The organism is Rhodoferax sp. (assembly GCF_025354435.1).
GTDB lineage: Bacteria > Pseudomonadota > Gammaproteobacteria > Burkholderiales > Burkholderiaceae_C > Rhodoferax_B.
Genome location: NZ_JANXMU010000032.1, coordinates 200,770 through 227,525, shown reverse-complemented (window position 1 = coordinate 227,525; position 26,756 = coordinate 200,770). Strand labels below are relative to the sequence as shown.

The 26,756-nt window shown below is 60.7% G+C and carries 27 protein-coding genes and 1 tRNA gene; 22 read left to right on the top strand and 6 right to left on the bottom strand.

Features of this window, described 5'->3' with window-relative positions; all coding sequences use genetic code 11:
• Positions 1 to 137: 137 nt before the first annotated feature.
• The 4 genes from Q0T48_RS08795 to Q0T48_RS08780 form a co-directional block, all read right to left on the bottom strand.
• Positions 138 to 974 (bottom strand): carbohydrate ABC transporter permease, encoded by an 837-nt coding sequence (locus Q0T48_RS08795; RefSeq protein WP_295955200.1) that lies wholly within the window; start codon positions 972 to 974, stop codon positions 138 to 140.
• On the bottom strand, positions 971 to 1,867 hold the full coding sequence (locus Q0T48_RS08790) for a sugar ABC transporter permease (protein ID WP_295955197.1): 897 nt from the start codon (positions 1,865 to 1,867) through the stop codon (positions 971 to 973). The genes Q0T48_RS08795 and Q0T48_RS08790 overlap by 4 nt, the downstream gene beginning before the upstream one ends.
• Positions 1,868 to 1,874: 7 nt before the next feature.
• Positions 1,875 to 2,957: a sn-glycerol-3-phosphate ABC transporter ATP-binding protein UgpC gene (ugpC, locus tag Q0T48_RS08785; RefSeq protein ID WP_295955195.1), complete on the bottom strand. Its 1,083-nt coding sequence runs from the start codon at positions 2,955 to 2,957 to the stop codon at positions 1,875 to 1,877.
• Between the two features lie 240 nt (positions 2,958 to 3,197).
• A complete protein-coding gene (locus Q0T48_RS08780; RefSeq protein ID WP_295955193.1) occupies positions 3,198 to 4,394 on the bottom strand; it encodes an amino acid aminotransferase in 1,197 nt (398 codons plus the stop codon).
• A 204-nt stretch (positions 4,395 to 4,598) separates the two neighbouring features.
• Here Q0T48_RS08780 and Q0T48_RS08775 point away from each other — a divergent pair, with 204 nt between their 5' ends.
• The 15 genes from Q0T48_RS08775 (at position 4,599) to Q0T48_RS08705 (ending at position 18,059) form a co-directional block, all read left to right on the top strand.
• Positions 4,599 to 5,264, top strand: a complete 666-nt coding sequence (locus tag Q0T48_RS08775) for an ion channel (RefSeq protein ID WP_295955190.1) — start codon at positions 4,599 to 4,601, stop codon at positions 5,262 to 5,264.
• A gap of 52 nt (positions 5,265 to 5,316) precedes the next feature.
• Positions 5,317 to 7,425, top strand: coding sequence for an excinuclease ABC subunit UvrB (uvrB, locus tag Q0T48_RS08770; RefSeq protein WP_295955187.1), 2,109 nt, complete (start codon positions 5,317 to 5,319; stop codon positions 7,423 to 7,425).
• Positions 7,426 to 7,678: 253 nt separating this feature from the next.
• A complete protein-coding gene (iscR, locus tag Q0T48_RS08765) occupies positions 7,679 to 8,215 on the top strand; it encodes a Fe-S cluster assembly transcriptional regulator IscR (protein ID WP_295955184.1) in 537 nt (178 codons plus the stop codon).
• Positions 8,216 to 8,274: 59 nt separating this feature from the next.
• Positions 8,275 to 9,492, top strand: a complete 1,218-nt coding sequence (locus tag Q0T48_RS08760) for an IscS subfamily cysteine desulfurase (RefSeq protein WP_295955181.1) — start codon at positions 8,275 to 8,277, stop codon at positions 9,490 to 9,492.
• Positions 9,493 to 9,516: 24 nt separating this feature from the next.
• Positions 9,517 to 9,921, top strand: coding sequence for a Fe-S cluster assembly scaffold IscU (gene iscU, locus Q0T48_RS08755; RefSeq protein WP_295955178.1), 405 nt, complete (start codon positions 9,517 to 9,519; stop codon positions 9,919 to 9,921).
• Positions 9,922 to 9,923: 2 nt separating this feature from the next.
• Positions 9,924 to 10,247 carry an iron-sulfur cluster assembly protein IscA gene (iscA, locus tag Q0T48_RS08750; protein ID WP_295955176.1) on the top strand — a complete coding sequence of 108 codons (324 nt, stop codon included), beginning with the start codon at positions 9,924 to 9,926 and terminating at the stop codon, positions 10,245 to 10,247.
• Positions 10,248 to 10,318: 71 nt separating this feature from the next.
• On the top strand, positions 10,319 to 10,831 hold the full coding sequence (gene hscB / locus Q0T48_RS08745) for a Fe-S protein assembly co-chaperone HscB (RefSeq protein WP_295955174.1): 513 nt from the start codon (positions 10,319 to 10,321) through the stop codon (positions 10,829 to 10,831).
• A gap of 26 nt (positions 10,832 to 10,857) precedes the next feature.
• Entirely contained in the window at positions 10,858 to 12,714 is a 1,857-nt protein-coding gene (gene hscA, locus Q0T48_RS08740) for a Fe-S protein assembly chaperone HscA (protein WP_295955171.1), read from the top strand.
• Between the two features lies 1 nt (position 12,715).
• The gene (gene fdx, locus Q0T48_RS08735) at positions 12,716 to 13,054 is read left to right on the top strand and encodes an ISC system 2Fe-2S type ferredoxin (RefSeq protein ID WP_295955169.1); all 339 of its coding nucleotides are present in this window, start codon (positions 12,716 to 12,718) and stop codon (positions 13,052 to 13,054) included.
• 57 nt (positions 13,055 to 13,111) lie between these two features.
• Positions 13,112 to 13,825, top strand: coding sequence for a DNA polymerase III subunit epsilon (dnaQ, locus tag Q0T48_RS08730; RefSeq protein WP_295955166.1), 714 nt, complete (start codon positions 13,112 to 13,114; stop codon positions 13,823 to 13,825).
• Between the two features lie 50 nt (positions 13,826 to 13,875).
• Positions 13,876 to 13,950, top strand: a tRNA-Val gene (locus Q0T48_RS08725).
• 182 nt (positions 13,951 to 14,132) lie between these two features.
• Entirely contained in the window at positions 14,133 to 14,981 is an 849-nt protein-coding gene (locus Q0T48_RS08720) for an undecaprenyl-diphosphate phosphatase (RefSeq protein ID WP_295955164.1), read from the top strand.
• The gene (gene hflK, locus Q0T48_RS08715) at positions 14,971 to 15,993 is read left to right on the top strand and encodes an FtsH protease activity modulator HflK (protein WP_295955160.1); all 1,023 of its coding nucleotides are present in this window, start codon (positions 14,971 to 14,973) and stop codon (positions 15,991 to 15,993) included. Before Q0T48_RS08720 ends, hflK begins: the two co-directional genes overlap by 11 nt.
• Positions 15,994 to 16,001: 8 nt before the next feature.
• Entirely contained in the window at positions 16,002 to 16,886 is an 885-nt protein-coding gene (locus tag Q0T48_RS08710) for a protease modulator HflC (RefSeq protein WP_295955158.1), read from the top strand.
• A gap of 18 nt (positions 16,887 to 16,904) precedes the next feature.
• Positions 16,905 to 18,059, top strand: a complete 1,155-nt coding sequence (locus Q0T48_RS08705) for a YjbE family putative metal transport protein (protein WP_295955155.1) — start codon at positions 16,905 to 16,907, stop codon at positions 18,057 to 18,059.
• A 2-nt stretch (positions 18,060 to 18,061) separates the two neighbouring features.
• Here the strand turns inward: Q0T48_RS08705 and Q0T48_RS08700 are convergent, their stop codons facing one another.
• Entirely contained in the window at positions 18,062 to 18,817 is a 756-nt protein-coding gene (locus Q0T48_RS08700; protein WP_295955153.1) for a protein phosphatase 2C domain-containing protein, read from the bottom strand.
• Positions 18,818 to 18,916: 99 nt separating this feature from the next.
• On the opposite strand from Q0T48_RS08700, the gene Q0T48_RS08695 reads away from it, so the two are divergent.
• Together Q0T48_RS08695 and Q0T48_RS08690 are read left to right on the top strand one after the other, a co-directional pair.
• Complete coding sequence (locus Q0T48_RS08695; RefSeq protein ID WP_295955150.1) at positions 18,917 to 19,120, top strand: DUF465 domain-containing protein; 204 nt, start codon at positions 18,917 to 18,919, stop codon at positions 19,118 to 19,120.
• Positions 19,120 to 21,132, top strand: a complete 2,013-nt coding sequence (locus Q0T48_RS08690; protein WP_295955147.1) for an ATP-dependent DNA helicase — start codon at positions 19,120 to 19,122, stop codon at positions 21,130 to 21,132. Before Q0T48_RS08695 ends, Q0T48_RS08690 begins: the two co-directional genes overlap by 1 nt.
• Here Q0T48_RS08690 and Q0T48_RS08685 read toward each other — a convergent pair.
• On the bottom strand, positions 21,101 to 21,907 hold the full coding sequence (locus tag Q0T48_RS08685; protein WP_295955145.1) for an outer membrane protein assembly factor BamD: 807 nt from the start codon (positions 21,905 to 21,907) through the stop codon (positions 21,101 to 21,103). The two genes, Q0T48_RS08690 and Q0T48_RS08685, sit on opposite strands and share 32 nt — an antisense overlap.
• Before the next feature lie 83 nt (positions 21,908 to 21,990).
• Here Q0T48_RS08685 and Q0T48_RS08680 point away from each other — a divergent pair, with 83 nt between their 5' ends.
• The 5 genes from Q0T48_RS08680 to rlmN all read left to right on the top strand — a co-directional run bounded on the left by Q0T48_RS08680 (position 21,991) and on the right by rlmN (position 26,754).
• Entirely contained in the window at positions 21,991 to 22,953 is a 963-nt protein-coding gene (locus tag Q0T48_RS08680; protein WP_295955232.1) for an RluA family pseudouridine synthase, read from the top strand.
• A gap of 147 nt (positions 22,954 to 23,100) precedes the next feature.
• Complete coding sequence (scpB, locus tag Q0T48_RS08675; protein ID WP_295955143.1) at positions 23,101 to 23,757, top strand: SMC-Scp complex subunit ScpB; 657 nt, start codon at positions 23,101 to 23,103, stop codon at positions 23,755 to 23,757.
• A complete protein-coding gene (locus Q0T48_RS08670) occupies positions 23,744 to 25,012 on the top strand; it encodes a pseudouridine synthase (protein ID WP_295955140.1) in 1,269 nt (422 codons plus the stop codon). The genes scpB and Q0T48_RS08670 overlap by 14 nt, the downstream gene beginning before the upstream one ends.
• 137 nt (positions 25,013 to 25,149) lie before the next feature.
• Entirely contained in the window at positions 25,150 to 25,578 is a 429-nt protein-coding gene (gene ndk / locus Q0T48_RS08665) for a nucleoside-diphosphate kinase (protein WP_295955137.1), read from the top strand.
• Positions 25,579 to 25,593: 15 nt separating this feature from the next.
• A complete protein-coding gene (gene rlmN, locus Q0T48_RS08660) occupies positions 25,594 to 26,754 on the top strand; it encodes a 23S rRNA (adenine(2503)-C(2))-methyltransferase RlmN (RefSeq protein ID WP_295955134.1) in 1,161 nt (386 codons plus the stop codon).
• Positions 26,755 to 26,756 lie beyond the last annotated feature (2 nt).

Genomic DNA, 26,756 nt, shown 5'->3' with positions numbered 1-26,756 from the left:
GGTTTGCGGTGCTGGGCGAATCCCGCTTCTTGGTCGGCGGCCAGGGCCAGGGTGTGTTGCTTCATCTTTGTCGCCTTGTGAGGGATGACAATACCAATGCAAGTCACGCGCCAGGTCGGGACTTATTCAGCGTTGCCTTAGCGCACCGCCGTGCCCGCCACGGCAGTGACGATGTACTTTTGGAAGAACAGGTACAGGATGAACAGCGGCAGCCCGGCAAATACGGCCTGCGACATCAGGTAGCCAATGCCCTCGCTTTGGGCAAAGTTCGACTGGCTGGAGGCTAGCCCCAGGGTGATGGTGTACATCTCGGACTTGGAGGCCGACACCAGCGGCCAAAGGTAGTCGTTCCAGGCATTCAGGAAGGTGAAGATGCCCAGCGTGGCCTGCGCCGGTACCGACAGCGGCAGGATGATGCGCCAGAAGATCTTCAGGCGCGAGGCGTTGTCCAGCAGCGCGGCTTCTTCAAGCTCCACCGGGATGCCCCGGAAATACTGCGCCATCAGGAACACGCCAAACGGTGCGGCCAGCTTGGGCAGGATCAGCGCGCTATAAGTGTTGTGCATGTCCAGGTCGGCAAACAGGCGGTGCAGCGGCACCAGAATGGCCTGCTCGGGCACGGCCAGCCCGGCCAGCACACAGGCAAACAACCAGCGCCGCCCGGGGAAGCTGGTGCGCGCAAAGCCGTAGCCCGCCAGCGAGGCAATCACCAGGGTCAAAAAGGTTTGCCCCAGCGAGACGATGGCGCTATTGAGCAGCCAGCGGAACACCTGCGAGGTGCCCAGGATGTCGGTGTAGTTCTTCAGCGTGAACGGCGGTGCAAACAGCACGTCGGTACGCGCCATCAGCGCTGCGTTGGGCTTGAACGACAGCATGAAGATCCAGAACAGCGGGGCCACCCAGACGCAGGCCAGGGCGATGGCTGCGGCCAGAATCAACTTGTCGCCCCAGCCACTTTTCAACATACGGCTCATGATTTTTCTCCCCGTGCATCTTCAGTAGCGCGCTGGCGGCCCAGCCAGGCTTGTATGCTCACGCCGATCAGCATCAAGCCAAACAGCACCTGGGCCGAGGCGGCCGAATAGCCCAGCGCCCACTGGGTAAAGCCGGTCTCGTAAATGAACTGCACGATCGGCCGCGAGCTGTTGTTCGGCCCGCCCTGGGTCATCAGGTACGACTGGCCAAACAGCTGGAACTGCTGAATCACCTCGATAACCGCCACCAGCGCCACCGTGCGCTTGATGGATGGCAGGGTGATGGACACAAAGGTGCGCCAGCGGCCTGCGTTGTCGAGCGCGGCGGCCTCGTACATCTCTTGCGGAATCTGCTGCAGCGCGGCCAGAAACAGCATCATCGGCAGGCCAATAATCCACCACACGGTGACCAGCGCCACCGACGGCAGGGCGAGCGATTCGGTGACCAGCGGGGCCAGCGGTTGCAGCCCTACGCCCAGCATCAGGTTGGATAGCAAGCCCTTGTCGGGCATCAGCACCAGCCGCCAGACCAGGGTGACGATGGTGACCGATAGCACCGACGAGCCAAAAAAGATGGCCCGCAGCACCGCCCCGGTGCGCCCAGGGCGGTTCAAGGCCAGTGCCAGCGCCAGCCCCAGGGCGACGAACACCGGCGTGGTCATGCCGACAAAGTAGAAGGTGTTGCGCACCGCGCCTATAAAGATGTCGTCGTGCAGCAGGTCGGCGTAGTTCTTCAGGCCGATGAAGTCGCTGGTGTCGGCCAGCATGTCCACGTCGCGCAGGCTGAGCCACCAGCCCAGCACCAGCGGCAGGACCAGCAGCAGAACGTAGACCACCAGATAGGGCAGAACGAACAGGCCGTTCAGCCAGTGTTTGGGTTGTTTGCGTGCCATGGCGGCCTTACTGCGGTGCATGGTGGGCCAGGCCCGCCGCGTCAAACACATGCAGGCGCGCGCTGTCGATGCGCAGCGCTACCGCTTCACCGGGGGCCACGCCGCTGTCGCGGTGCGCCTCGGCCACCACGTTGCTGCCATCGGCCAGGCCCACGTGCACCAGGGTGCGGTCGCCCAGGCGCTCCACCACGTCCACGCGGCCCGGCAGTTCACCTTGCGGGTCCAGCGTGATGGATTCGGCGCGGATGCCCAGCGTCAGTTGGCCCGCAGGCACATCCGCGTCCCGCAGAGCAGTCTGGAAGACGCTGCCGTGGGCGATCCGCAGGCTCAGCCGCCCGTCTTGCGGGGCCGCGCGTTCGGTGTCTAAAAAGTTCATCGCGGGCTGGCCGATAAAGCCCGCCACAAAGCGCGTGGCCGGGCGGCGGTAGATGTCCATGGGTGCGCCGATCTGCTCGATGCAGCCTTTGTTCATCACCACGATGCGGGTGGCCAGCGTCATGGCCTCGACCTGGTCGTGGGTGACGAAGACCATGGTCGATTGCAGGCGCTGGTGCAGTCGCGCCAGCTCGACCCGGGTGCGGGTGCGCAGGGATGCATCCAGGTTGGACAGCGGTTCGTCAAACAAGAACGCGCTGGGGTTCTTGACGATGGACCGGCCAATCGCCACCCGCTGGCGCTGCCCGCCCGAGAGCTGGCCGGGCTTGCGCTGCAGCAGGGCGTCCAGCTCCAGCATGCGGGCGGCATCGGTGATGCGGGTGCTGATTTCAGCTTCGGCCAGGCCGATGTTGCGCATGCCGAAAGCCACGTTGTCGTATACCGTCATGTGCGGGTACAGGGCGTAGTGCTGGAACACCATGGCCACGCCGCGCTGGCCCGGGGGCAGGTCGGTTACGTCCTTGCCGTTGATGGTGATGCTGCCGCTGGTCACCGGCTCCAGCCCCGCCATCATGCGCAGCAGGGTGGATTTGCCGCAGCCCGAGGGGCCGAGGAACACCAGAAATTCGTCCTGCGCGATGTCCAGCGAAAGGTCGCTCATCACTACCACGTTGCCGTAGTGCTTGCTGACCCGGTTCAGTTGAATGCCTGCCACGTCTTGTCTCCTGTCCAAAGTGTCTTTGGTATTATGAAAGACTATTTTAGAAGGGCTTAGTTTGGGCTGTCAACAAAGTTCGATGCTGCGGTGCAGCACGCACGGGCGGAACTACAGCTGTTCAACCACGGCGGCATTCATGCTGTATTTCAGGCATAAAAAAAGCTGCTAGCGCAGGTAGAACATGCGCTAGCAGCTATTTATTTGGGAGCAATTGCGCTCCCGATCAGCAGGGCGGTTTTAGACCACCTTGGCAATCGACGCGCAGACGTAGTCGATGTTCTTGCTGTTCAGCGCGGCTACGCACATGCGGCCGGTATCCGTGCCGTACACGCCGAATTCTTCGCGCAGGCGCACCATCTGGTCTTTGCTCAGGCCGGAGTAGCTGAACATGCCGATCTGCTTCGTGATGAACGACATGTCTTGCTGGACACCGGCAGCCTTCAGGCCATCGACCAGCTTTTGGCGCATGGCCTTGATGCGCACGCGCATTTCGCCCAGCTCGCCTTCCCACTGGGCGCGCAGCTCAGGGGTGTTGAGCACCGTGGCCACGACAGTAGCGCCGTGAATTTGCGGGTTGCTGTAGTTGGTGCGGATGCAAACCTTGAGCTGGCTCAGCACGCGGCCGGCTTCTTCTTTGGATTCGCACAGCACTGTCAAAGCGCCCACGCGTTCGCCGTACAGGCTGAAGCTCTTGCTGAACGAGGTGGACACGAAGAAGCTTAGGCCAGCGGCCACAAACTTGCCGATGACCGCGCCGTCTTGCTCGATGCCGTAGCCAAAGCCCTGGTAGGCCATGTCCAGGAAGGGAGTCAGCTTGCGGGCCTTGACCACTTCGACCACCTGGTCCCACTGGGCGGCGGTGATGTCGTAACCCGTGGGGTTGTGGCAGCAGGCGTGCAGGACCACGATGGTGCCTGCCACGGCGGCGTTCAGCGAGGCCAGCATACCGTCGAAGTTCACGCCACGGGCGGCCGCGTCGTAGTAGGTATAGCTTTCGACCTCGAAACCGGCGTTCTGGAACAGGGCGCGGTGGTTTTCCCAGCTGGGGTCGCTGATCATGACCTTGGCGTTGGGGCTGAGCTTCTTTAAAAAGTCGGCACCAATCTTCAGGCCGCCGGTGCCACCAATGCCTTGCACGGTGACGGCACGGCCAGAGGTGACGGGTTCGGATTCGGCACCAAACACCAGGCCTTTAACGGCCGAGTCGTAGGCCGCCACGCCGTCGATCGGCAGGTAGCCACGGGGCTTGGGCGCGTCGGTCATTTGCTTTTCTACGGTTTGCACGCAGGCCAGCAGGGGCAGTTTGCCGTTGTCGTCGAAGTACACGCCCACGCCCAGGTTGACCTTGTTGGGGTTGGAGTCGGCATTGAATTGCTCGTTCAGGCCCAGAATCGGGTCGCGCGGTGCCATTTCGACGGCGGTAAACAGTGACATGGAAAAATCCTTTGGGGGTTGTCAATAGCGGCTTGCCCGCGTTTACGGGCAGTTTCGAATTTTAGCTGCCGTGGCAGTCGGCCCTGTATGACATTGTGTCGGATACTATTGTTTTAATAGCTACTGGCGTAGGTTGTATATACGCTAGAGACCGATTTGGCATGTATTTTCATGCGGCTGGTGCGGTGCGGGAGAATCTGCCCCATGCGCTACCTTCGCCTTTATGCCACTACCCGCCGCCACCCGTCTGCCATTTTGCTGCTGGTGCAGTTGCTGGGGCTGGTGCTGTACCCGTTTATTGAAAACACCGACGCGGGCCGCATTGGTTTTGGCGCGTTTGGCATTGTGGTGCTGGCCGTCACCACCCGCATGGTGCGCAGCACGCCGGGCCTGGCCTGGGTCAGCGTGTGCATTGCGCTGCCGTCGATTGTGTTGCTGGCGCTGCAAGCTCTGTACGGCATGCCGCAGCTGCTGCCTTGGTCGGCCGGGCTGGAGGCGATGTTTTACTTTTACGCCGCGTTCAGCCTCATCCGGTACATGCTGGAAGACCAGCGCGCTACCACCGACGAGCTGTTTGCGGCAGGTGCTACCTTTACCCTGCTGGCTTGGGCGTTTACCTATCTGTTTGTGCTGGCCCAGGCGCTGCAACCTGGCTGCTTTGCCGCCGCGGTGAACGCCGACCAGCCGCGCACCTGGACGGAGCTGATGTTTTTGAGCTTTGCGCTGCTGTCCAGCACCGGCATTGGCGATGTGATTCCCATCACCCCGCATGCGCGCTCACTGGCCAGCCTGGAGATGTTTACCGGGGTTATCTATTTGGCCGCCGTGGTGTCGCGTTTGATTGGTTTAACCCTGCAGCCGCGCAAGTAAGCCTGTATTCCTATACAGTGTTGGGTTTTCCGTCGCTCTGGAATCTTTGCCCATGACCGAAATCGTCTCTCTATACCCGTCTACCTCCCCCGAGCAGCCCGAGGGCGAGTTCGTCAGCTTCCCCGGCTCGCCGTTCGAGCTGTTCATGCCGTATCCGCCCGCAGGCGACCAGCCCGAGGCGATCCGCCAACTGGTGGAAGGCATAAATGATGGCGAGGTGTTCCAGACCCTGCTGGGTGTGACCGGTTCCGGCAAAACCTTCACCATGGCCAATGTGATCGCCCGGCTGGGTCGCCCGGCCATCATTTTTGCGCCCAACAAAACCCTGGCGGCGCAGCTGTACAGCGAGTTCCGCGAGTTCTTTCCCAAGAACGCGGTGGAGTATTTCGTCAGCTACTACGACTACTACCAGCCCGAGGCCTATGTGCCGCAGCGCGACCTGTTCATCGAGAAAGACAGCGCCATCAACGAGCACATCGAGCAGATGCGCCTGAGCTGTACCAAGAGCGTGCTGGAGCGGCGCGATGTCATCATCGTGGCCACCGTGTCGGCCATCTACGGTATCGGCCAGCCCGAGGCTTACCACCAGATGGTGATGACGCTGCGCCATGGCGACAAAATGGGCCAGCGCGACGTGATTGCCCAGCTCATCCGCATGCAGTACCAGCGCAACGACATGGAATTCAGCCGCGGCAAGTTCCGGGTGCGCGGCGACACCATCGACGTGTTTCCGGCCGAGCATTCCGAGCTGGCTATCCGCATCGAACTGTTTGATGACGAGATCGACAGCCTGCAGCTGTTCGACCCGCTCACCGGCCGCATCCGCCAGAAGATTCCGCGCTTCACCGTCTACCCCAGCAGCCATTACGTGACCCCGCGCGACAAGGTGCTGGCTGCCGTGGAAACCATCAAGATGGAGCTGAGCGACCGGCTGAAAGAGCTGGTCGGCATGGGCAAGCTGGTCGAAGCCCAGAGGCTGGAGCAGCGCACCCGCTTTGACCTGGAAATGCTTACCGAGATCGGCCACTGCAAGGGCATCGAGAACTACACCCGCCACCTCAGCGCCGCGCTGCCGGGCATGCCGCCGTCCACGCTCACTGACTACCTGCCCAAAGACGCGCTGATGTTTCTGGACGAAAGCCACATCCTTATCGGCCAGTTTGGCGGCATGTACAACGGCGATAGGGCGCGCAAGACCACGCTGGTCGAATACGGTTTTCGCCTGCCCAGCGCGCTGGACAACCGGCCGCTGAAGTTCGAAGAATTCGAGACCAAGATGCGCCAGGCGGTGTTCGTCTCGGCCACGCCCGGCAACTGGGAAAAAGAACACACCGGCCAGGTGGTAGAGCAACTGGTGCGCCCCACCGGCCTGGTCGATCCGCAGGTGGAAGTGCGCCCCGCCACCCACCAGGTGGACGATGTGCTGCAAGAAATCCGCATCCGCGTCGAAAAAAGCGAGCGCGTCTTTATTACCACGCTGACCAAGCGCATGGCTGAGCAATTGACCGACTACCTGACGGAAAACGGCGTGAAAGTGCGTTACTTGCACAGCGATGTGGACACGGTGGAACGCGTGGAAATCTTGCGCGATCTGCGCCTGGGTACCTTCGACGTGCTGGTCGGCATCAACCTGCTGCGCGAAGGGCTGGACGTGCCCGAGGTGTCGCTGGTGGCGATTCTGGATGCTGACAAGGAAGGTTTTTTGCGCTCCGAGCGCTCGCTGATCCAAACCATAGGCCGCGCCGCCCGCAACCTGAATGGCCGGGCCATTCTGTACGCCGACAAGGTTACCGAATCGATGCGCAAAGCCATCGACGAGACCGAGCGCCGTCGCACCAAGCAGATCGCTCACAACCTGGAGCAGGGCATTACTCCGCGCAGTATCGTCAAACAGGTGAAAGATTTGATCGACGGCGTGTACAGCGAGAAATCAGGCCGCGAAGCCGAGAAGCTGGCGCAAGACGCGATCCAGCGCGCTAAGGTGGAGGACATGGGCGAAAAAGACATCGCGCGCGAAATCAAGCGGCTGGAAAAGCTGATGCTGGAGCACGCCCGCAACCTCGAATTCGAAAAAGCCGCCCGCGTGCGCGACCAGTTGGCGGTACTCAAGACCCAGGCATTTGGGGCATCAGGGCACGACAATATTGCCGTGGGAAACTAATCGTTCTAAAATAAGACTGGACGGTATAGTTACCCGACGAATTCGATAGGTTTCTCTGCTATAATGACTATTGTCAATAAAGAAAAACCAGAAGTTGAGGGTGGCTACCGTGATTTACACACGGAAGCACGCTGGAGGAAGCGGAGGTAAGACTGTCTAAACCCGGTTTTAGTTCCATGTGTAACCCCAGTACTGCCTACAAGAGGCGCACGGCAACCGTGCGCCCCAAGGCCCACTAAAACAGGAGCTTGCGATGCGTCTCACCACTAAAGGCCGTTTTGCGGTCACTGCCATGATTGATCTGGCCCTGCGCCAGAATAACGGCCCCGTCACGCTCGCGGCCATCAGCCAACGGCAACAAATTTCTCTCTCGTACCTAGAGCAACTGTTCGGCAAACTGCGCCGCCATGAGCTGGTCGAGTCCACCCGCGGACCCGGCGGCGGCTACACCCTGGGCCGTAAAGCCACCGACATCACCGTGGCCGACATCATTGTGTCGGTAGATGAGCCGATGGACGCGACCCAGTGTGGCGGTAAGGAAAACTGTCTGGGCGAAGCTGGCCGTTGCATGACGCACGACCTATGGGCCTCGCTGAACACCCGCATGGTCGAATTTCTGGACTCCGTGAGCTTGCAAAAGCTGGTGGACGAGCAACTTGCCAAGGGCGTGCAGATCGAAAGCAAGCCCATGGTCAAGCGTGCTATTTCCAGCATGCCGGTGGTTAAGCCCATGCGCATCACCGGACCGAATTCGGTGTTCGCCCTCGGCAATGTCTTTGCCAAATCCTGATTTTTTAACAGCGCTTTTTTAAAAGCCAGCCATCACCAAAAGTTTTTGAGAGCTAGCCAATGGATACCCCACACTTCCCCATTTACATGGATTACAGCGCCACCAACCCTTGCGATGAGCGGGTGGTGGATGCCATGATTCCCTGGTTGCGCGAACACTTCGGCAACCCCGCGTCGCGCAGCCATGCATGGGGCTGGGAGGCCGAAGCCGCCGTGGAAAAAGCCCGCGAACAGGTGGCTGCCTTGATCGGTGCCGATCCGCGTGAAATCGTCTGGACTTCGGGTGCCACCGAATCCAACAACCTGGCACTCAAGGGCGCAGCGCATTTCTACAAAACCAAGGGTAAGCACATCATCACAGTCAAGACCGAGCACAAAGCCGTGCTTGATACCTGCCGCGAACTGGAGCGCCAAGGTTTTGAAGTCACCTACCTGGACGTGCAGGCCGATGGCTTGGTCGATTTGGACGCCTTCAAGGCGGCCATCCGCCCCGACACCATCCTGGCCAGCGTGATGTTCGTGAACAACGAAATCGGCGTGATCCAGGACATCGCCGCCATCGGTGCCATCTGCCGCGAAAAGGGGGTGATCTTCCACTCGGATGCCGCGCAAGCCACGGGTCGCGTCGAATTCGATTTGTCGAAAATGCCCGTCGATCTGATGAGCCTGACCTCGCACAAAACCTACGGCCCTAAAGGCATAGGCGCGCTGTTCGTGCGCCGCAAGCCACGCATCCGCCTGGAAGCGCAAATGCACGGCGGTGGCCACGAGCGCGGCATGCGCTCTGGCACCTTGCCCACGCACCAGATCGTCGGCATGGGCGAGGCTTACCGCATCGCCAAGGAAGAAATGGCAGTGGAAAACGTCCGTATCCAAGCATTGCACGACCGCATGTTGGCCGGTTTGAAAGATGTGGAACAGGTGTTCATTAACGGCCATGAAACGCAACGCGTGCCGCACAACCTGAACATGAGTTTCAACTACGTCGAAGGCGAGTCGCTGATCATGGGCATCAAGGGCTTGGCGGTTTCCAGCGGTTCGGCGTGCACATCCGCGAGCCTGGAACCCAGTTACGTGTTGCGCGCCCTGGGCCGCAGCGATGAGCTGGCCCACAGCAGCCTGCGCATGACTATTGGCCGCTGGACCACCGAAGCCGACATCGACTACGCGGTCGATACCATCAAGGTCAACGTGGCCAAGCTGCGCGACCTGAGCCCTTTGTGGGAAATGTACCAAGATGGTATCGATATCAGCACCATCCAATGGTCCGCACATTGATTTGAATTGAAGAGGTAAAACACCATGGCTTATTCTGAAAAAGTGGTTGACCACTATGAAAACCCCCGCAACGTCGGCTCGTTTGAAAAAGGCGACGACAGCGTAGGTACCGGCATGGTCGGCGCACCGGCTTGCGGCGACGTGATGAAGTTGCAGATCAAGGTCAACCCCGTCACCGGCGTGATCGAAGATGCACGTTTCAAGACCTACGGTTGCGGCTCGGCTATCGCGTCCAGCTCGCTGGTTACCGAATGGGTCAAGGGCAAAACCCTGGACGAAGCGGCTGCGCTGAAAAACAGCCAGATCGCCGAAGAGTTGGCGTTGCCCCCGGTCAAGATCCACTGCTCCATCCTGGCCGAAGATGCCATCAAGGCTGCGGTCAATGACTACAAGCAAAAACACGCTGCGGCGGCTGCCCAGGTCCACTGAACATGGCTGTCACGCTGACTGAGGCCGCTGCCCGGCACGTCACCCGCTACTTGGCCAAACGTGGCAAGGGTGTGGGCGTTCGCCTGGGCGTCAAAACCACGGGTTGCTCGGGCCTGGCCTACAAGCTGGAGTACGTAGACGAGTTCGCCCCCGAAGACGTGATCTTCGAAGGCCACGGCGTGAAGGTGCTGGTCGATCCGAAAAGCCTGGTCTACATCGACGGTACGCAGCTCGACTTTGTGCGCGAAGGCCTGAACGAAGGCTTTAAGTTCGAAAACCCCAACGAGCGCGATAAATGTGGCTGCGGAGAGAGCTTCCGAATCTAACGGCAGCGCTCCGAACACTAACCGCCCGAGCTGAGCAGCCTGCTAGCCCCGGCGGTTTTTTCTTGGCATGTATGAACCTCCAATCCAACGACTTCGAGCTGTTTGAAATCCCCGTGCAGTTCACGCAGGACCACGCCGCCATGCAGACCCGCTGGCAGGCCTTGCAACGCGAAGCGCACCCGGACCGCTTTGCTGCCCAGGCCGGCGCGGTGCAGCGCGTGGCCATGCAGTGGTCAGTGCGCATCAACGAAGCCTGGGCGCGGCTGAAAGACCCGCTCAAGCGCGCAGCCTACCTGTGCGAGCTCCATGGCGCGCCCATCCAAGCCGAAAACAACACCGCCATGCCCACCGCATTCTTGGTGCAGCAGATGGAGTGGCGCGAGGCTCTGGACGATGCCAGCAGCGCCGCCGCACTGGAGGCTTTGAACACCGAAGTGCTGCAAGCGCGCCGTGATGGCCTAGCCCAATGCGCTCGGCTGCTGGACGTCGTCCATGACTACGCCGCCGCCGCCCAGCAGGTCCGCGCCCTGATGTTCATCGAGCGCTTTGCCCGCGACGTGGACGATGCCATCGACTCCCTGTGACAATTCGCGATTAACTGAAAAATTCCATGGCGCTTCTTCAAATTTCCGAACCCGGCCAGTCGCCCGACCCGCACCAGCGTCGCCATGCCGTCGGCATCGACCTCGGCACCACCCACTCGCTGGTCGCCACCGTGCTTAGCGGCGAAGCCGTCTGTCTGCCCGACGACCAGGGCCGCGTGATTCTGCCCAGCGTGGTGCGCTACCTGGCGGGCGACAAACGCCAGATCGGCCATGACGCCTTGGCCGCCCAGGCCAGCGACCCCGAAAACACCATTGCCTCCGTCAAGCGTTTCATGGGCCGCGGCCTAGCCGACATCGCCCAGCGCGAAAAGCTGCCCTACGTGTTCATTGACAAGCCCGGCATGGTCGGCCTGCAGACCGCGCATGGCGAAAAGTCTCCAGTGGAGGTCAGTGCCGAGATCCTGGCGACCCTGCGTTTCCGGGCCGAAGACAGCTTTCTGGACGACGTGTACGGCGCGGTCATCACCGTGCCTGCCTACTTCGACGATGCCCAGCGCCAGGCCACGAAGGACGCGGCGCAACTCGCCGGTTTGAATGTGCTGCGCCTGATCAACGAGCCCACGGCCGCGGCCATCGCCTACGGGCTGGACAACGGCAGTGAAGGTATTTATGCGGTGTACGACCTGGGCGGCGGAACCTTCGACATCAGCATCCTGCGCCTGAGCCAGGGCGTGTTCGAGGTGATTGCCACCGGCGGCGACGCGGCCCTGGGCGGCGACGACTACGACCGCGCACTGGCCGACTGGGTGTTGGCCCAAACTGGCCAGCAGGCGGTCACTGCATCCGACAAAGTGGCTTTGAATGCCGCAGCCCGCGCCTGCAAGGAAGCCCTGTCTGCTACGAATTTAGTAGCTATTCGTGCAAATCTGTCCAGTGCTAGCATTGGATTTGACGTTAAAAAATCCGACTTTGAAGCAGCTACCGCTCACCTCACCGCCCGGACCATGGCCGCCGTGCGGAAGGCGCTGCGCGATGCTAAGTTGACCGTGGACGAAGTGCAGGGCACGGTGATGGTCGGCGGCTCCACCCGCATGCCGCAGATCCAGCGCGCCGTGGCCGACTTCTTTAGCCGTGCGCCGCTCACCAACCTGAACCCGGACGAAGTCGTCGCTCTGGGGGCTGCCATCCAGGCCAACCAGTTGGCGGGCAACAGCGGGGCAGGGGACTTGCTGCTGCTGGACGTAATTCCGCTGTCGCTGGGCATTGAGACCATGGGCGGCTTGGTCGAGCGCATCGTGCCGCGCAACCAGACCATTCCCACCGCGATGGCGCAGGATTTCACCACCTACCAGGACGGCCAGACGGCCCTGGCCTTGCACGTGGTGCAGGGCGAGCGCGATCTGGTGGCCGACTGCCGCAGCCTGGCCCGCTTCGAGCTGCGCGGCATTCCGCCTATGGCCGCAGGCGCAGCGCGCATCCGCGTCACATTCACGGTGGATGCCGACGGCCTGCTCAGCGTGGCCGCGAAAGAGCAGGGCAGCGGCGTGGAAGCACACATCACCGTCAAGCCCAGCTACGGCCTGAGCGACGAGCAGATCGCCCAGATGCTGCAAGACAGCTTCCATACTGCCGCCCAAGACATGCAGGCTCGTGCCCTAGTCGAGGCCCGCGTGGATGCCGACCGCATGCTGCTGGCCACCCAAAGCGCGCTGGCGGCCGACGGCGATTTGCTGTCGGATGCCGAGCGGGCCTTAGTGGAGGCGCTGCGAGCCGAACTGGTCCAAGCCAAGCTGCTCACCGATGCCAAGCTGGTCGAAGCCGCCACCAAAAAACTGGCCGACGGCACCGAAGCCTTCGCCGCTGCCCGCATGAACCGGGGTATCCAGCACGCCCTGTCCGGCAAGAACATCGAGACCCTCTGACATGCCCATCATCAAAATCCTGCCCCACCCCGAATACTGCCCGCAAGGTGCCGAGATCAGCGCGCCCGCGGGCACCTCGATCTGCGAAGCCATGCTGGACAACCACATCAACATCGAGCACGCCTGCGACATGAGTTGTGCCTGCACTACCTGCCACGTTATTGTGCGCGAGGGCTTCCAGTCACTGGGCGAGCTCGACGAAAATGAAGAAGACCTGTTGGACCGCGCCTGGGGCCTGGAGCCGCAGTCGCGTTTGGGCTGCCAGGCGTTCCTGAGCCAGCAAAACGTGACCGTGGAAATCCCCAAATACACAGTGAACCACGCCAAAGAACTTCATTGATAAAAACGGCCGCTAGCGCAGGTACTGCCTGCACTAGCAGCTATTAAAAAGATAGTTATGCGCCAAATCATTCTGGATACCGAAACCACCGGCCTGTCGGCGGCGGGCGGCGACCGCGTGCTGGAAATTGGCTGCGTCGAGCTGCTCAACCGCAAGCTCACCGGCCACCATTTCCACCACTACATCAACCCCGAGCGCGACAGCCACGAAGACGCGCTGCGGGTGCACGGCATCACCACCGAATTCTTGCGCGACAAGCCCAAGTTCGCCGAGATCGTGGACGCGTTTTTGGCCTACTGCCAGGATGCCGAGCTGGTCATCCACAACGCGGCGTTCGACGTTGGCTTTCTTAACAAAGAGCTGGAGCGCTTGGGCAAGCCGCCGCTGAAGCATTTTGTCAGCGGCGTGATCGACACCTTGGCCATGGCCAAGGAGCTCTACCCGGGCAAGCGCAATTCGCTCGATGCCCTGTGCGACCGGCTGGAAGTGGACCGTTCGGGCCGCGACGTGCACGGCGCTTTGCTGGATGCCGAGCTGCTGTCGCAGGTCTACATCAACCTCACGCGCGGCCAAGATGCGCTGCTGATTGATGTGGGCGATGAAGACACCACCGTCGCCACTGTGCCGCAGATGGACCTGAGCGGCTTTGTGCTGCCCGTGCTGCACATCAGCGAAGAAGAAGCCACTGCCCACCAGGACTTGCTGAAACAACTCGATAAATCGAGCGGCGGCAAGACGGTTTGGCGAATCCTTGAAAAAGATGTTGTATAATTCGAAGCTAACCTGATAGCGATTAACAAGTCGTAATCTAACGAATATCAGGGCGATTAGCTCAGGGGTAGAGCACTGCATTCACACTGCAGGGGTCGCAAGTTCGAAACTTGCATCGCCCACCAAATCAAATCAAAGCACTTAGCGCCAGCAGCTAGGTGCTTTTTTTCGCCTGTATGCGCTGACATGGCCGCAGTAAAGATTGCTTTACAGACGAAAACCACCTCTAGAATTCGGAAAATTCCAGGGACTCTGCCAGGGTCTCGTTCGCTGCGTCTGCCGTAGTATTTCTCTGCCACCCACCCCCATGACCTTATTGAATGTGCTGGTCCTTGCGTTTGTGCAAGGTATCTGCGAACTGCTTCCGGTGTCCAGCTCGGCCCACGTCATCATGGCGGAGAAGTTGATGGGTCTGGACCCCACCTCTCCCGAAATGACGCTCTTGCTGGTGATGCTGCACACGGGCACGATGTTCGCGGTGATCGTGTACTTTTGGCGCACCTGGCGCAGTACCTACTTCGCATCGGCCCGGGCCTTGCGGACCAACGGCCTCCATCTGGTGGTGGCCACCGTGTTGACCGGCATCGTCGGTCTGACGCTATTGCAAATCATCAAACACCTGTATGCCGCGAACAACCCGGCCTTTGAGATCGAACACCTGTTTGGCAATCCGCAGATCATGGCCGCTGGGTTGGCCGTTACCGGGTTGTTAATTTTGTACTCGGCTTTTGGCAACACGCGCAAAGGCGACACCGGTGGCCCACTGACCGTGCGCAGTGCGGGCGTGGTGGGGGCGGTGCAGGGCATTTGCCTGCCGTTTCGTGGTCTGTCGCGTTCGGGTGCCACCATTTCAACCGGCCTCGCTCTGGGAGTGGCGCGGGTGCGGGCAGAAGCGTTCAGCTTTGCACTGGCCGTGGTGCTGACCCCAGCCGTGATCGTGAAGGAAGGCTATCGCTTTTTAAAGATGCCTCTGGCCAGTGGTGCCGGTGCCAGCGTGCTGCACCTGCTGGTGCCCAGCCTGTTGGGTATGGCGATGAGCTTTGTGTCGGGCTTGCTGGCTTTGCGCTGGCTTTCCAGCTGGCTGGCGCATGAGCGTTGGTATCTTTTTGGTATCTATTGCCTGCTTGCGTCCATGGTCGTGTTTTTTGTCGGCTGAAGACGCTGCGCCACCGCCCAAAACCAAGCCCTATGCCTGGTTGCAGTGGGTTAGGTACTACCTGCACCTGTTCGGATTGCGCGACAAGGGCCTGTTCTTGCTGGGCGGCTTGGTCTTGGTTGGCTGGGTCAATGCTGGTATTTACAAGGTGCAGCCAGACGAGCAGGGCGTGGTGCTGCGTTTCGGTAAATATACCGAGACCACCGGCCCAGGTTTGCATTACCACTGGCCTTACCCTGTAGAGATAATTTTGCTGCCCAAGGTCACGCAAGTGAACCAGCTGCAGCTGGGCGATAGCACTGCGGCCAAGGAGGGCGAGGATTCCCATGTGCGCCAGATGCTGACCGGGGACGAAAATATCGTGGAAGCCGAGTGCGCGGTGTTCTGGCGCATCAAGGATGCCGGGCAGTTTTTGTTCCGCGTCAACAACCCCGAGGCAGCGGTGAAGATCGTGGCCGAGAGCGCGCTGCGCGAGATCATTGGCCGCACACCCATCCAGGCGGCCATGTCTGACAAGCGCCAGCAAATCGGCGACCAGACGCGCGAACTGCTGCAAAACCTGCTGGACAAGCAAAACTCGGGCATTTTGATCACCCAGGTGCAGTTGCAGCGGGTAGACCCACCTGCCGCAGTAATTGACGAATTCAACGACGTGCAGCGCGCCCGTGCCGACCAAGAGCGGGCCCGCAACGAGGCCGATGCGTATTCCAACGACATAATTCCGCACGCGCGCGGTGAGGCATCGCATATCCAGCAAGAAGCCGAGGCCTACAAAAGCCAGGTGGTGAACCTGGCCCACGGCGAGGCGCAAAGCTTTTTATCGGTGTACCAAAGCTATGCCAAGGCCAAAGATGTGACGGCGTGGCGCCTGTATCTGGAGAGTGTGGACGAGGTGCTGAAGAAGGCCAGCAAGGTCATCATCGACACCTCGGGCAAAGGCGTGTCAGGCGTGGTGCCCTATATGCCCTTGGCCGAGAAAGACAAGCTCCGAGCGGCGGAGGTGGCCAAGTGAGTGCCCGGTTGTCCCGAACCCGTACGGTACTGGTGCTGGCTACTTTGCTTTTGCTGTGGCTGGTCTCGGCCTCTACTTATTCGATCAGCGAGACGCAGCAGGCCTTGATGGTGCGGGTGGGCAAGCCGATTGCTGTGGTGTCCACCCCAGGCCTGGGTTTCAAGCTGCCGCTGATGGATTCGGTGGTGACCTACGATAAGCGTCTGCTGACGCTGGAGCCACCGGCCGAGCAGGTGATTTTGGGTGACCAAAAGCGGCTGGAGGTGCAAACCTACACCCGCTACCGCATCGACGACCCGCTGCGCTTCTACCAGTCGCTGCGCACGCTGGAACAGGCGAATCCGCAGTTGACGCAACTGGTGAGTTCATCCTTGCGCAAGGAATTGGGGCAGGTGATGTTGCGCTCGTTGTTGTCCGAAGAGCGCACCCGCATCGTGGAACATATCCAGAAAGAGGTGCAGGAAAAAGCCCTCTCCTTGGGGATTGAAGTGTCGGAAGTGCGCTTTCACCGTGCCGACCTGCCGCTGGAGACCAGCCAGGCGATCTACAACCGCATGAAGTCCGAGCGCCAGCGCGAAGCCAAAGAACTGCGCGCCCAGGGGTTTGAATGGGCGCAGGAAATCCAGGCCAAGGCCGACCGGGAGCGCACGGTGATTTTGTCTGAGGCGCAGCAGCAGTCCAAAATTATCCGTGGCGAGGCCGATGCGCAAGCCAGCGACATATTGGCCAGTGCGTTCCAGAAAGACCCTCCGTTTTACCGGCTGTACCGGTCCTTGCAGACTTACCGTCAGGCCCTGGCCGACGCGGGTCCGACCATCGTGCTGTCGCCAGATACCGAGTTCCTTCGCAACCTGAAATTCGGCCCTGGCCTGCCGACTACAGCTGGAAAGTAGAGGCGTATTGCACTAGCCATGAACCCGGAGAGTTTTTTTCACTACGCCGATCTGGCGCTGAAGAGCGCCTTCGTCGATCTGTTGCTGAGTGGCGACAACGCGGTGGTGATTGCCATGGCGTGTCAGTTTTTACCCGCTCCCCAGCGGCGACAGGCCTTGCTGTTTGGCACGGTGTGCGCCATTGTTTTGCGTCTGCTGCTGGGCACCATGGCTGGGTTGTTATTGGTTGTGCCCTATGTGAAGCTGGTCGGGGGTATGGCGCTGGTCGGTATTGCGATCAAACTTTTGGTAGTGGACGAAGCTGTCGAGGAGTCTTTGGACCCACGCCTGAAGGCTGCAGGATTCTGGCCGGTCATCGGTGTCATCCTGCTCGCCGATCTGGTAATGGGCATCGACAACGTAGTCGGGCTGGTGGCCGTATCGCAGGGCAGTATGGGGGTGTTGGCGATAGGGTTGATGCTGAGCGTGCCCCTGCTGATGTACGGCAGCATGTTTGTCATGGCCCTGCTTGGCCGTTATCCGCAGTGGGTGCTGGCCGGTGGAGTGGTGATGGGCTGGTTTGCCGGGGATATCGCCGTGGGCGACCCCGCAGTGTCTGGGTGGGTCTTGGCGCAGGCACCATTGCTGGCGGATGTGGTGCCGTTATTGACGGCCGCTTTTGTTTTTGCCGAAAGCCGCATTATTTCAGGGCGAAAGCAAGCGCTGGCTGTGTTACGTCCTCAGAAGGCGGTCGTGATCCCGGTACCGCGTGTTGCAAAGGTGGCCCAAATCACCATCTCAAGCCCGCCAGCGGGATTGCCCAAAAACAGACTGCACTGGACCCGGCGTAGCCTACAAATGGTCGGAGGCGTTCTGGCGGGTGCCGCCTTATTGGGCTTGGCATACGCTGAATTACCGCTGTACACCGGATCGGATGAACTGCGTCGCTATGACTGCAACACGCCTGAGGGAGCGGTGGTGTACTACCGCCAAGGCAGCGGCATGCTGATCATGGGTTCCCGGTTGAACAGCGCAACAGGCATCGTTTCCAATAACCAAGTTGACTGGGGTGATAGCCGTGCATCGCGTACTGCGTTGGGTTTCGTGCCGCCCACGGCATTGAGCGACATAAGTCCGATCGCGATGACGCTCAACGGCGGGGCATTTTCTGCCACGCGTTGCGTTGCGCATTGAACTTATAGCGCTCCGATGTGGATGACGATCATGGACAGGTTGTCGCCAGTACCGCGTGCCCGGGTGCGGGCTGTTTCCATCAGCAACACGGTCGCTTCCTTCGGCGGCATGCTGCACAGCACTTCGCCGAGCTCACTCTCGGAAAAGTAATGCCACACGCCGTCGCTACAGGCCATGATGACATCGCCGGGGCGCACCTGCGACAGGGTATGGATGTCTACCGGCGGGTCGGCCTCGGTACCCACGCAGCCCAGCAAGATGTTGGAGTCGGGGTGACTGTTGGCTTCTTCGGGTGTGATCTCGCCGCGCTCCACCAGCGTTTGTACATAGGAATGGTCCAGCGTGCGCCTTACCAATTGGGTTTGGTGGTAGTGGTATATCCGCGAGTCACCGGTGTGGGCCCAGAAGCATTGACCTGAGGGCTGGATGACGAACAGCGCCGCCGTGCTGTGGGGTTCTTCTTCGGCCGAGATGGCGGTGAGCTTGATGACCAGGTGGGCTTCTTCGATGATGTGTTTGAGCATGCTGGGCGCATCGTCGGTGTAGGGGTCAAAGCGTTCAAACAGTTGCTTGGCCGTCATCATCACTTGGTCAGAGGCCTTGCGCCCGCCGCTGCGTCCGCCCATACCGTCGGCCACCACGCCCAGAATGCAGCCGTTGACGCGCGCATGGCTGATCAGTGCCAGTTGGTCCTGCTGGTAGTCGCGGTCTCCCTTGTGCAGGCAGGTTGAAGCCGTAATCTTGAAACCTGGGGTCATGGTGCAATGCTTCGCTGGTGGTTGGCGCAAAAGTCGCGGCTCATAATGGCAAACCCCAGTTTATCCCCTGTGGCTTGCCTCTTTACCTAGACCACTGCCTTGACTGCCAATCTCCATTCCCCTGAACGCCAACTGATCGAGCTACGCATGGAGCACGCCGATTTGGATGCCACGATCGACTACCTGGTCGAGCACAAGCCGCTGGACGAGCTGATGCTGCAGCGCCTGAAAAAGCGCCGTCTGGCCCTGCGCGACAAGATTTCGCGCCTGGAAATGGCCCTAGACCCCAAAGAGCCAGCCTGATGGGTCTGCAAAGCCAGGTGCGCGAGGCGTTTGCGCCGCAGGGCGCGCTGGCTCGAACGGCCGCACACTTCCAACCCCGGCAAGGGCAACTGGACATGGCGTTGGCGATTGGCCGCACCATAGAAGAGGGCGGTGTACTGGTGGTCGAGGCGGGCACCGGGGTGGGCAAAACCTTTGCCTACCTGGTCCCGGCGCTGCTCAGCGGCGAGCGAGTGCTGCTATCTACCGCCACCAAAACCCTGCAAGACCAGCTTTTTGGCCGTGACTTGCCGAGTTTGTTGAAAGCCCTGGGTTTGCCGCTGCGCACTGCTTTGCTGAAAGGGCGGGGCAGTTATTTGTGCCTGCACCGCCTGGGCCAAGCCCGCTCGGACCAGCATGCTTTCGAGCGGCCCGTGTTGCAAACCTTGGCCGATATCGAGCAATGGGCGCAGGCCACCCGCAGCGGGGACCTAGCGGAGCTGTCGGATCTGGATGAGCGTTCGTCCCTAGTGCCGCTGGTCACCTCCACCCGCGAAAATTGTCTGGGCGCGCAATGCCCGCAATTTCGTGCTTGCCATGTCAACCTGGCGCGGCGCGAGGCCCTGGCGGCCGACGTGGTGGTGCTGAACCACCATGTGTTTTTTGCCGACTTGGCAGTGCGTGAGTCGGGTATGGCCGAACTGCTGCCTACGGCACGTATCGCCATCTTTGACGAGGCGCACCAGCTCAATGAAACCGGGGTGCAGTTTCTGGGCACCCACCTCAGCACCGGCCAATGGCTGGACTTTGCTCGCGACATGCTGGCGGCGGGTTTGCAGCAGGCACGCGGTCTGGTGGACTGGCAACAGGTGGTGTTGACGCTGGAGTGGGCCGTGCGCGAGCTGCGCCTGGTGGTCGGCAAGCTGCCCGCGGGCAGCAAACTGCGCTGGTCCGGCACGGCACCCGATGGGGTGCCTGAGGCCTTGTGGAGCGATGCCATGGCCGACGTGGTGGCGGCCTTGCGGCAGGCGATGGCGGCGCTGGACACCGTGACCGAGCTGGCCCCCGATTTCGTGCGCCTGCATGCCCGTGCCGTGGGTTTAGCTGAACGCGTGCAACAGTTTGCCGAAGCGTGCGAACCGGCATCGGTGCGCTGGCTGGATGTGGGCCAACAGTTGCGCTTGACCGAGTCGCCGCTGGACATTGCCCACGCGGTGCAAACCCGATTGTTGGCACCCTCCGAGGGCGCGATGGCCAAGTCGTGGGTATTCACCTCTGCAACTTTGGGTGACGATGCGCGCCTAGCCTGGTTTACCGAGCGCTGTGGCTTGCAGGATGCCACGTGTCTAAGAGTCGAGAGCCCGTTTGACTACGCCACACAAGCCGCGCTGTATGTGCCGCGCCATCTGCCCAAACCTAGCGATCCCTCGCACAGCGCGCAGGTTGCAGCATTAGCCGCTGTAGCTGCTCGGCAACTGGGTGGGCGCACGATGGTGTTGACCACGTCGCTACGCGCCTTGCGGACCATTGGTGCTAGTTTGCAAGTCGCATTTGCAGGTAGCGCAGATATCGAGGTACTGGTGCAAGGCCAATGGCCCAAGCGTCGTTTGATGGAGCGTTTGCGCCAGGGGGGCGCAAACGGCCTGCCAGGTTGCGTGCTGGTGGCATCGGCCTCATTTTGGGAGGGCGTGGATGTCCCTGGCGAAATGCTGCAGCTGGTCATCATCGACAAGTTGCCGTTTCCAGTGCCAAATGACCCGGTGGTCGAGGCACGCATCCAGCGCATTGAAGCGGAAGGCGGTAGCCCGTTTATGGATTATTTTGTACCTGAGGCCGCTGTGGCATTAAAACAGGGTGCGGGGCGCCTGATACGGCATGAGTCTGACCGGGGTGTGCTGGTAGTGTGCGACACCCGGCTGGTGGGTATGGGCTATGGCAAACGCATTCGGGCAGCGCTGCCGCCCATGCGGACATTGAAAACCGAAGCCGAATTTCAGGAAGCGCTGGAAGCGCTTTGCTCGACTACCATACCTTCCACCAAGGCGAATCCTTAGCCTTGAAGCCACTGGCGGTGTACTGGCTGTTGGGGTAGTTCATGGCTAGTACCCGCTGGGTGTCGTCACGCAGTTGCGCCATCCCTAAGGCATCGTAAGACTTCACCATGATGTACAAAGCCTCTTCGACTGCGGGCACATTGCTGTAGTCGGCTAGTGTGGCCTGGGCGCGGTTGATGGCAGCCACATAGGCGCCACGGCTGTAGTAGTAGCGCGCTACGTGCACCTCGTACTGGCCCAAAGAGTTCACGATGTAGACCATGCGCTGGCGCGCATCCGGCGTGTAGCGCGAGTCTGGGAAGCGTGTGCTCAACTCTTTGAAGGACTCAAACGACTCCTTGGCAGCTTTTTGGTCGCGTTCAGACAGGTCTTGTCGGCTCAGGAACGAAAACAAACCCAAGTCCTCGTTGAAGTTGATGATGCCTTTGAGGTACAGCGCGTAATCCAGCGCAGAACTGGCTGGATGGAGCTTGATAAAGCGGTCGAGTGTTGCCAGCGCCTGGGCTTTGTCGCCGGTTTTGTAATAGGCGTAGGCTTTTTCCAGCTGCGCTTGTTGGGCCAGTGGCGTACCTGCAGCACGGCCTTCGAGCTTCTCAAACAGGCTTACGGCCTTGTCGTAAGCCCCGGAATTCATCTCGTCCTTGGCCTCCGAATAAATTTTATTAGGGCTCCAGCCAACGGTTTTGTCTGCTTCCACCGTAGCGCAGGCGGATAAGACTGCCACAAGACCAACTGTCAAGAGGCTAGGGAACACCGATAATCTAGAACGAAACATCTCAGGCTACTTTCTTGAAACTAAGCGATTTGATTATATCGACCGACCCTGCAGGCGAAGAGCTTGCCGAAAACGCTCCAGACATCGCGGAATCCGGCCTCGATTCTGTTTTGGAGAGCGAGTTGCGCCCCCTCACCATCACCGAGGCCCAGCACGGCGGGCGGTTGGACCGGGCGCTGGTCGACCTGGTGCCCGAGTTCTCGCGCAGCTATTTGCAGCAACTGATCGAGTCGGGTGCCGTCACCTTGCAAGGGCGGCCGGCCACCAAGCCGTCGGCCAAGGTGCGGGCCGGCGAGGTCGGCACGATCGAGTTACGTCCCACCTTGCAAAGTCAGGCTTTCAAGCCAGAAGCGATGGCGCTCGACGTGGTGTTTGAAGACGAGCACCTGCGGGTCATTCACAAGCCCGCCGGGCTGGTGGTGCACCCTGCGCCGGGCAACTGGAGCGGCACCTTGCTTAACGGGCTGCTGGCGCGGGATGTGCAGGCCCAGATGCTGCCTCGGGCGGGTATCGTCCACCGTCTGGACAAAGACACCAGCGGCTTGATGGTGGTGGCGCGCACCCGTGCCTCTATGGATGCCCTCGTGGCCCTGATTGCAGCGCGTGAGGTTAGTCGCCAATACCTGGCCTTGGCGCACAAGCCCTGGGCTGGTTCCGCCCACCGCACCGTCGAGCTTCCGATTGGCCGTGACCCACGCAACCGTTTGCGCATGGCGGTCGTGGATCTGGCAGTGCAGGGCGGTAAAACTGCCCGGACCGATATTGCTTTACTGCATAACTTCGACCAGGGTTGCTTTGTGCGTTGCACGCTGCACACCGGTCGCACCCACCAGATACGGGTGCACATGGCTTCTGCCGGGCATCCCTTGGTGGGTGATGGCGTATATGGTGGAACTAATGCGGCGGGCCTGGTACGGCAAGCTTTGCATGCGACGCAGTTGGCATTCGTGCATCCCATCACCGGAGAGGCACTAAAGTTCCACGCACCGTTACCCGAAGATATGCGCAGTGCGTTGGCCGCATGGGGTCTCAGTTACAATGGCTAAAAGCGTTTTGAAGCTCAGGCAGTAGTTCTGACGCTCGCCGGTTTTTGCGACACCCTTTGCACAGAGCAGAGGGCTGGCTGCAATTTGAAACCCACGCTGTCGATTTTGTGCCGTCCTAGGCACGTTTTCCCGGAATATTGATACACCATGAACACGGCAGAGGCCAAGCGCGTCCTCGAAGCTGCGCTAATTTGCGCGCAGCAGCCCTTGTCTGTACGCGATATGCGCGTGCTGTTTGAAGATGCGCTAGGTGCCGATACCGTGAAGGCGCTGTTGCTGGACCTGCAAAACGACTGGACCCAGCGCAGTGTCGAGTTGGTGCAGGTGGCTAGTGGCTGGCGATTCCAGAGCCGGCCTGAAATGCGCGAGTACCTGGACCGCCTGTATCCTGAAAAACCCCCGCGCTACAGTCGTGCCACGCTGGAGACTTTGGCCATCATTGCCTACCGTCAACCCGCCACACGGGGTGACATGGAGGAAATTCGCGGTGTCACCATCAGCGCCATGATCATCAAGCAGTTGGAAGATCGAGGCTGGATCGAAGTGATTGGCCACCGCGAAACTGTGGGCCGCCCAGCCTTGTTTGCCACGACCCGGCAATTTCTGGATGACTTAGGCCTGTCGTCGCTGGACCAACTGCCGGTGGCCGATGACCCTGTGCAGCGCGCCGAGTTATTGGCATCACTGACCCGTAACGATGAGCCCACCCTGGTGGAGCTTGCTCCGATTTCCCCAATTTCCCCTGAGGGCCCTGCCGAGACGGTGGATGCCCCGATAACCGAGATACCCCATGAACATCCCTGAAGAATCTACGCCGCTGCCCATCCCCCTCTTGACGGCCGAGGAGGGCAACCGCTTTCTGGATGTGGTGTCTGGCCAGTTCGATGCCGACGAAGAGGTGCCGGACCTAACACCTGCCAAGCGGGTTCTGCTGCCCCAGGCCGAAAGCCCCAAGCTGCACAAGGTACTGGCCCAGGCCGGTATGGGTTCGCGCCTGGAGATGGAGCAGCTTATCCTGGAGGGCCGTATTTCGGTTAACAACGAGCCCGCCCATATCGGCCAGCGGGTGCAGTTCGGCGACTCGGTCAAGGTCAACGGCAAGCCGGTGCGGTTTCGCATCGAGCCGCCACCAGCCCGCGTGATTGCGTACCACAAGCCCGTCGGCGAAGTGGTGACCAATGACGACCCGCAAAACCGGCCCACCGTGTTCCGCCGTCTGCCCAAGCTGCACCAGGGCAAGTGGCAGTCGGTGGGGCGGTTGGATTTGAATACCGAAGGCCTACTGCTGTTTACCAGCTCGGGCGAACTGGCCAACCAGTTGATGCACCCGCGTTTTGGCCTGGAGCGGGAATACGCGGTGCGCGTGCTGGGCGCTTTGAACAAGGAAGAAAAACAACGCCTGCTCGACGGTGTCAAGCTGGACGACGGCATGGCCTCGTTCGGCAGCATCGAAGAAGGGGGTGGCGAGGGTTCCAATTGCTGGTACCGCGTCACCATCTCCGAAGGTCGCAACCGCGAAGTCCGCCGCATGCTGGAAGCCGTGGGCCACGCCGTGAGCCGACTCATCCGTATCCGCTATGGTGCCATGCTGTTGCCACGCGGCCTCAAGCGCGGTGGCTGGATGGAACTGGACGAGCGCGACATCCAGGCCCTTGTCCGGGCGGCCAACAAGGCCCCGGCAGGCGAATTCGACGAAGTGCCCCGCCAGGCCCGCGCGCCCAGCCACCGTCCGCCCAATCCCCTGGATAAACGTGAAGCGCCAAACCGTACGCGTGGTGGCCGCAACACCGGTGGCCGGGGCCCGCGTCCCTCGGGTGCCAATGCCCCTGCGGCACCCAACCCGCTGATGACCAACCAGATGGGCGGCAAGGGGCGTGGCCCGGTGCGCAAAGACCCGAGCGGCCAGCCCGACCCGATGAAGACCTCGTTGGGCTACATCGGTGCCGACAGCCTGGTACGCCAACGCAAGGAACCCAACCAGGGCGGACCACGGCGTGGCGGCAGTGGTAATGGCGGTAGCGGAGGTAATGGTGGCCGCAGCGGTGGCCGTAGCCGCTAATTGTCTCGCCAAGCATCGCAATCGCCTACACCACGGCGGCCTATTCGTAAAGAGGACATGCTGCCGGGTTAAACTCGCAGGCTTTGCTTAGTTGGCAAAATTTCAATAAAACCCAATTTCTGAATTTAGGAAAAATTATGGCTATCGAACGCACACTCTCCATCATCAAGCCCGACGCCGTTGCCAAGAACGTCATCGGCCAGATTTACGCCCGTTTTGAAGCTGCAGGCTTGAAGGTCATTGCTGCACGTATGGCTCACCTATCGCGCCTTGAGGCTGAAGCGTTCTACGCTGTGCACGCTGCCCGTCCTTTCTTCAAGGACCTGGTCGAGTTCATGATCTCCGGCCCCGTGATGATCCAGGCTCTGGAAGGCGAAAACGCCATTCTGAAGAACCGTGACCTGATGGGCGCTACCGACCCCAAGAAGGCCGACGCTGGCACTATCCGCGCCGACTTCGCTGACAGCATCGATGCCAACGCCGTGCACGGCTCTGACGCTGCTGAAACCGCCAAGGAAGAAATCGCTTTCTTCTTCGCCGGCCTGAATGTTTTTGCCGCTAAGTAATTAGCGCTTTATGCAATGACGGCCAACCTGCTCGACTTTGACCTCGACGGCTTGGCCGCGTTTTGCGAACGGCTCGGTGAAAAGCGCTTCCGCGCCACCCAGCTGTTCCGCTGGATCCACCAACGTGGGGCCACTGATTTCGAGCAGATGAGCGATCTGGCCAAGTCCTTGCGCAACAAGCTGGCCACCAGCGCGCATGTGCAGGGCCTGCCGCTCATCAGCCAACACGCATCCACCGATGGCACGATCAAGTGGCTGTTCGATGTGGGTGACGGCAATGCCGTTGAAGCCGTATTTATTCCCGAAAGTGACCGGGGCACCCTGTGTGTATCGTCCCAGGCGGGCTGTGCCGTAGGCTGCCGCTTTTGCTCTACCGGACACCAAGGCTTCAGCCGCAACCTCACCACCGGTGAAATCGTTGCGCAGCTCTGGTTTGCCGAGCATTTCCTGCGCAAGCACCTCAACACCTCTGAACGCGTCATCTCCAATGTGGTGATGATGGGCATGGGCGAGCCCTTGCAAAATTACAACGCCCTGGTGCCGGCCCTGAAGGTCATGCTGGACGACCATGGCTATGGCCTGTCGCGCCGCCGGGTCACGGTGTCCACCTCGGGCGTGGTGCCGATGATCGACCGGCTGGGTCTGGATTGCCCGGTCGCCCTGGCTGTGTCGCTGCACGCACCCAATGATGCGCTGCGCGACAACCTGGTGCCGCTTAACAAAAAGTACCCGCTGGCCGAGCTGCTGGAGTCTTGCAACCGCTACCTGGCGCACGCGCCGCGCGACTTCATCACTTTTGAGTACTGCATGCTGGACGGCGTGAACGACCAGCCCGAGCACGCCCAGCAGCTGATTGCCCTGGTGCAACAGTACCGTCAGCCCGGCGTGTGGTGCAAGTTCAACCTGATTCCCTTCAACCCCTTTCCGGCATCCGGTCTGCTGCGCTCGCCCATGGCCCGGGTCACGGCGTTTGCCAAGATGCTCAGCGATGCAGGCATCATCACCACGGTGCGCAAGACCCGGGGTGACGATATCGATGCCGCCTGTGGACAGCTCGCAGGCGATGTAAAAGACCGCACCCAGGTAGTCAAGCGCATGGCGCAGCAACGGGTGGTGATGATGGCCCAGGTTCCGGCCGTGGCAGACGCATCCAACCATCACGTTAAGGGGGCTTGAGG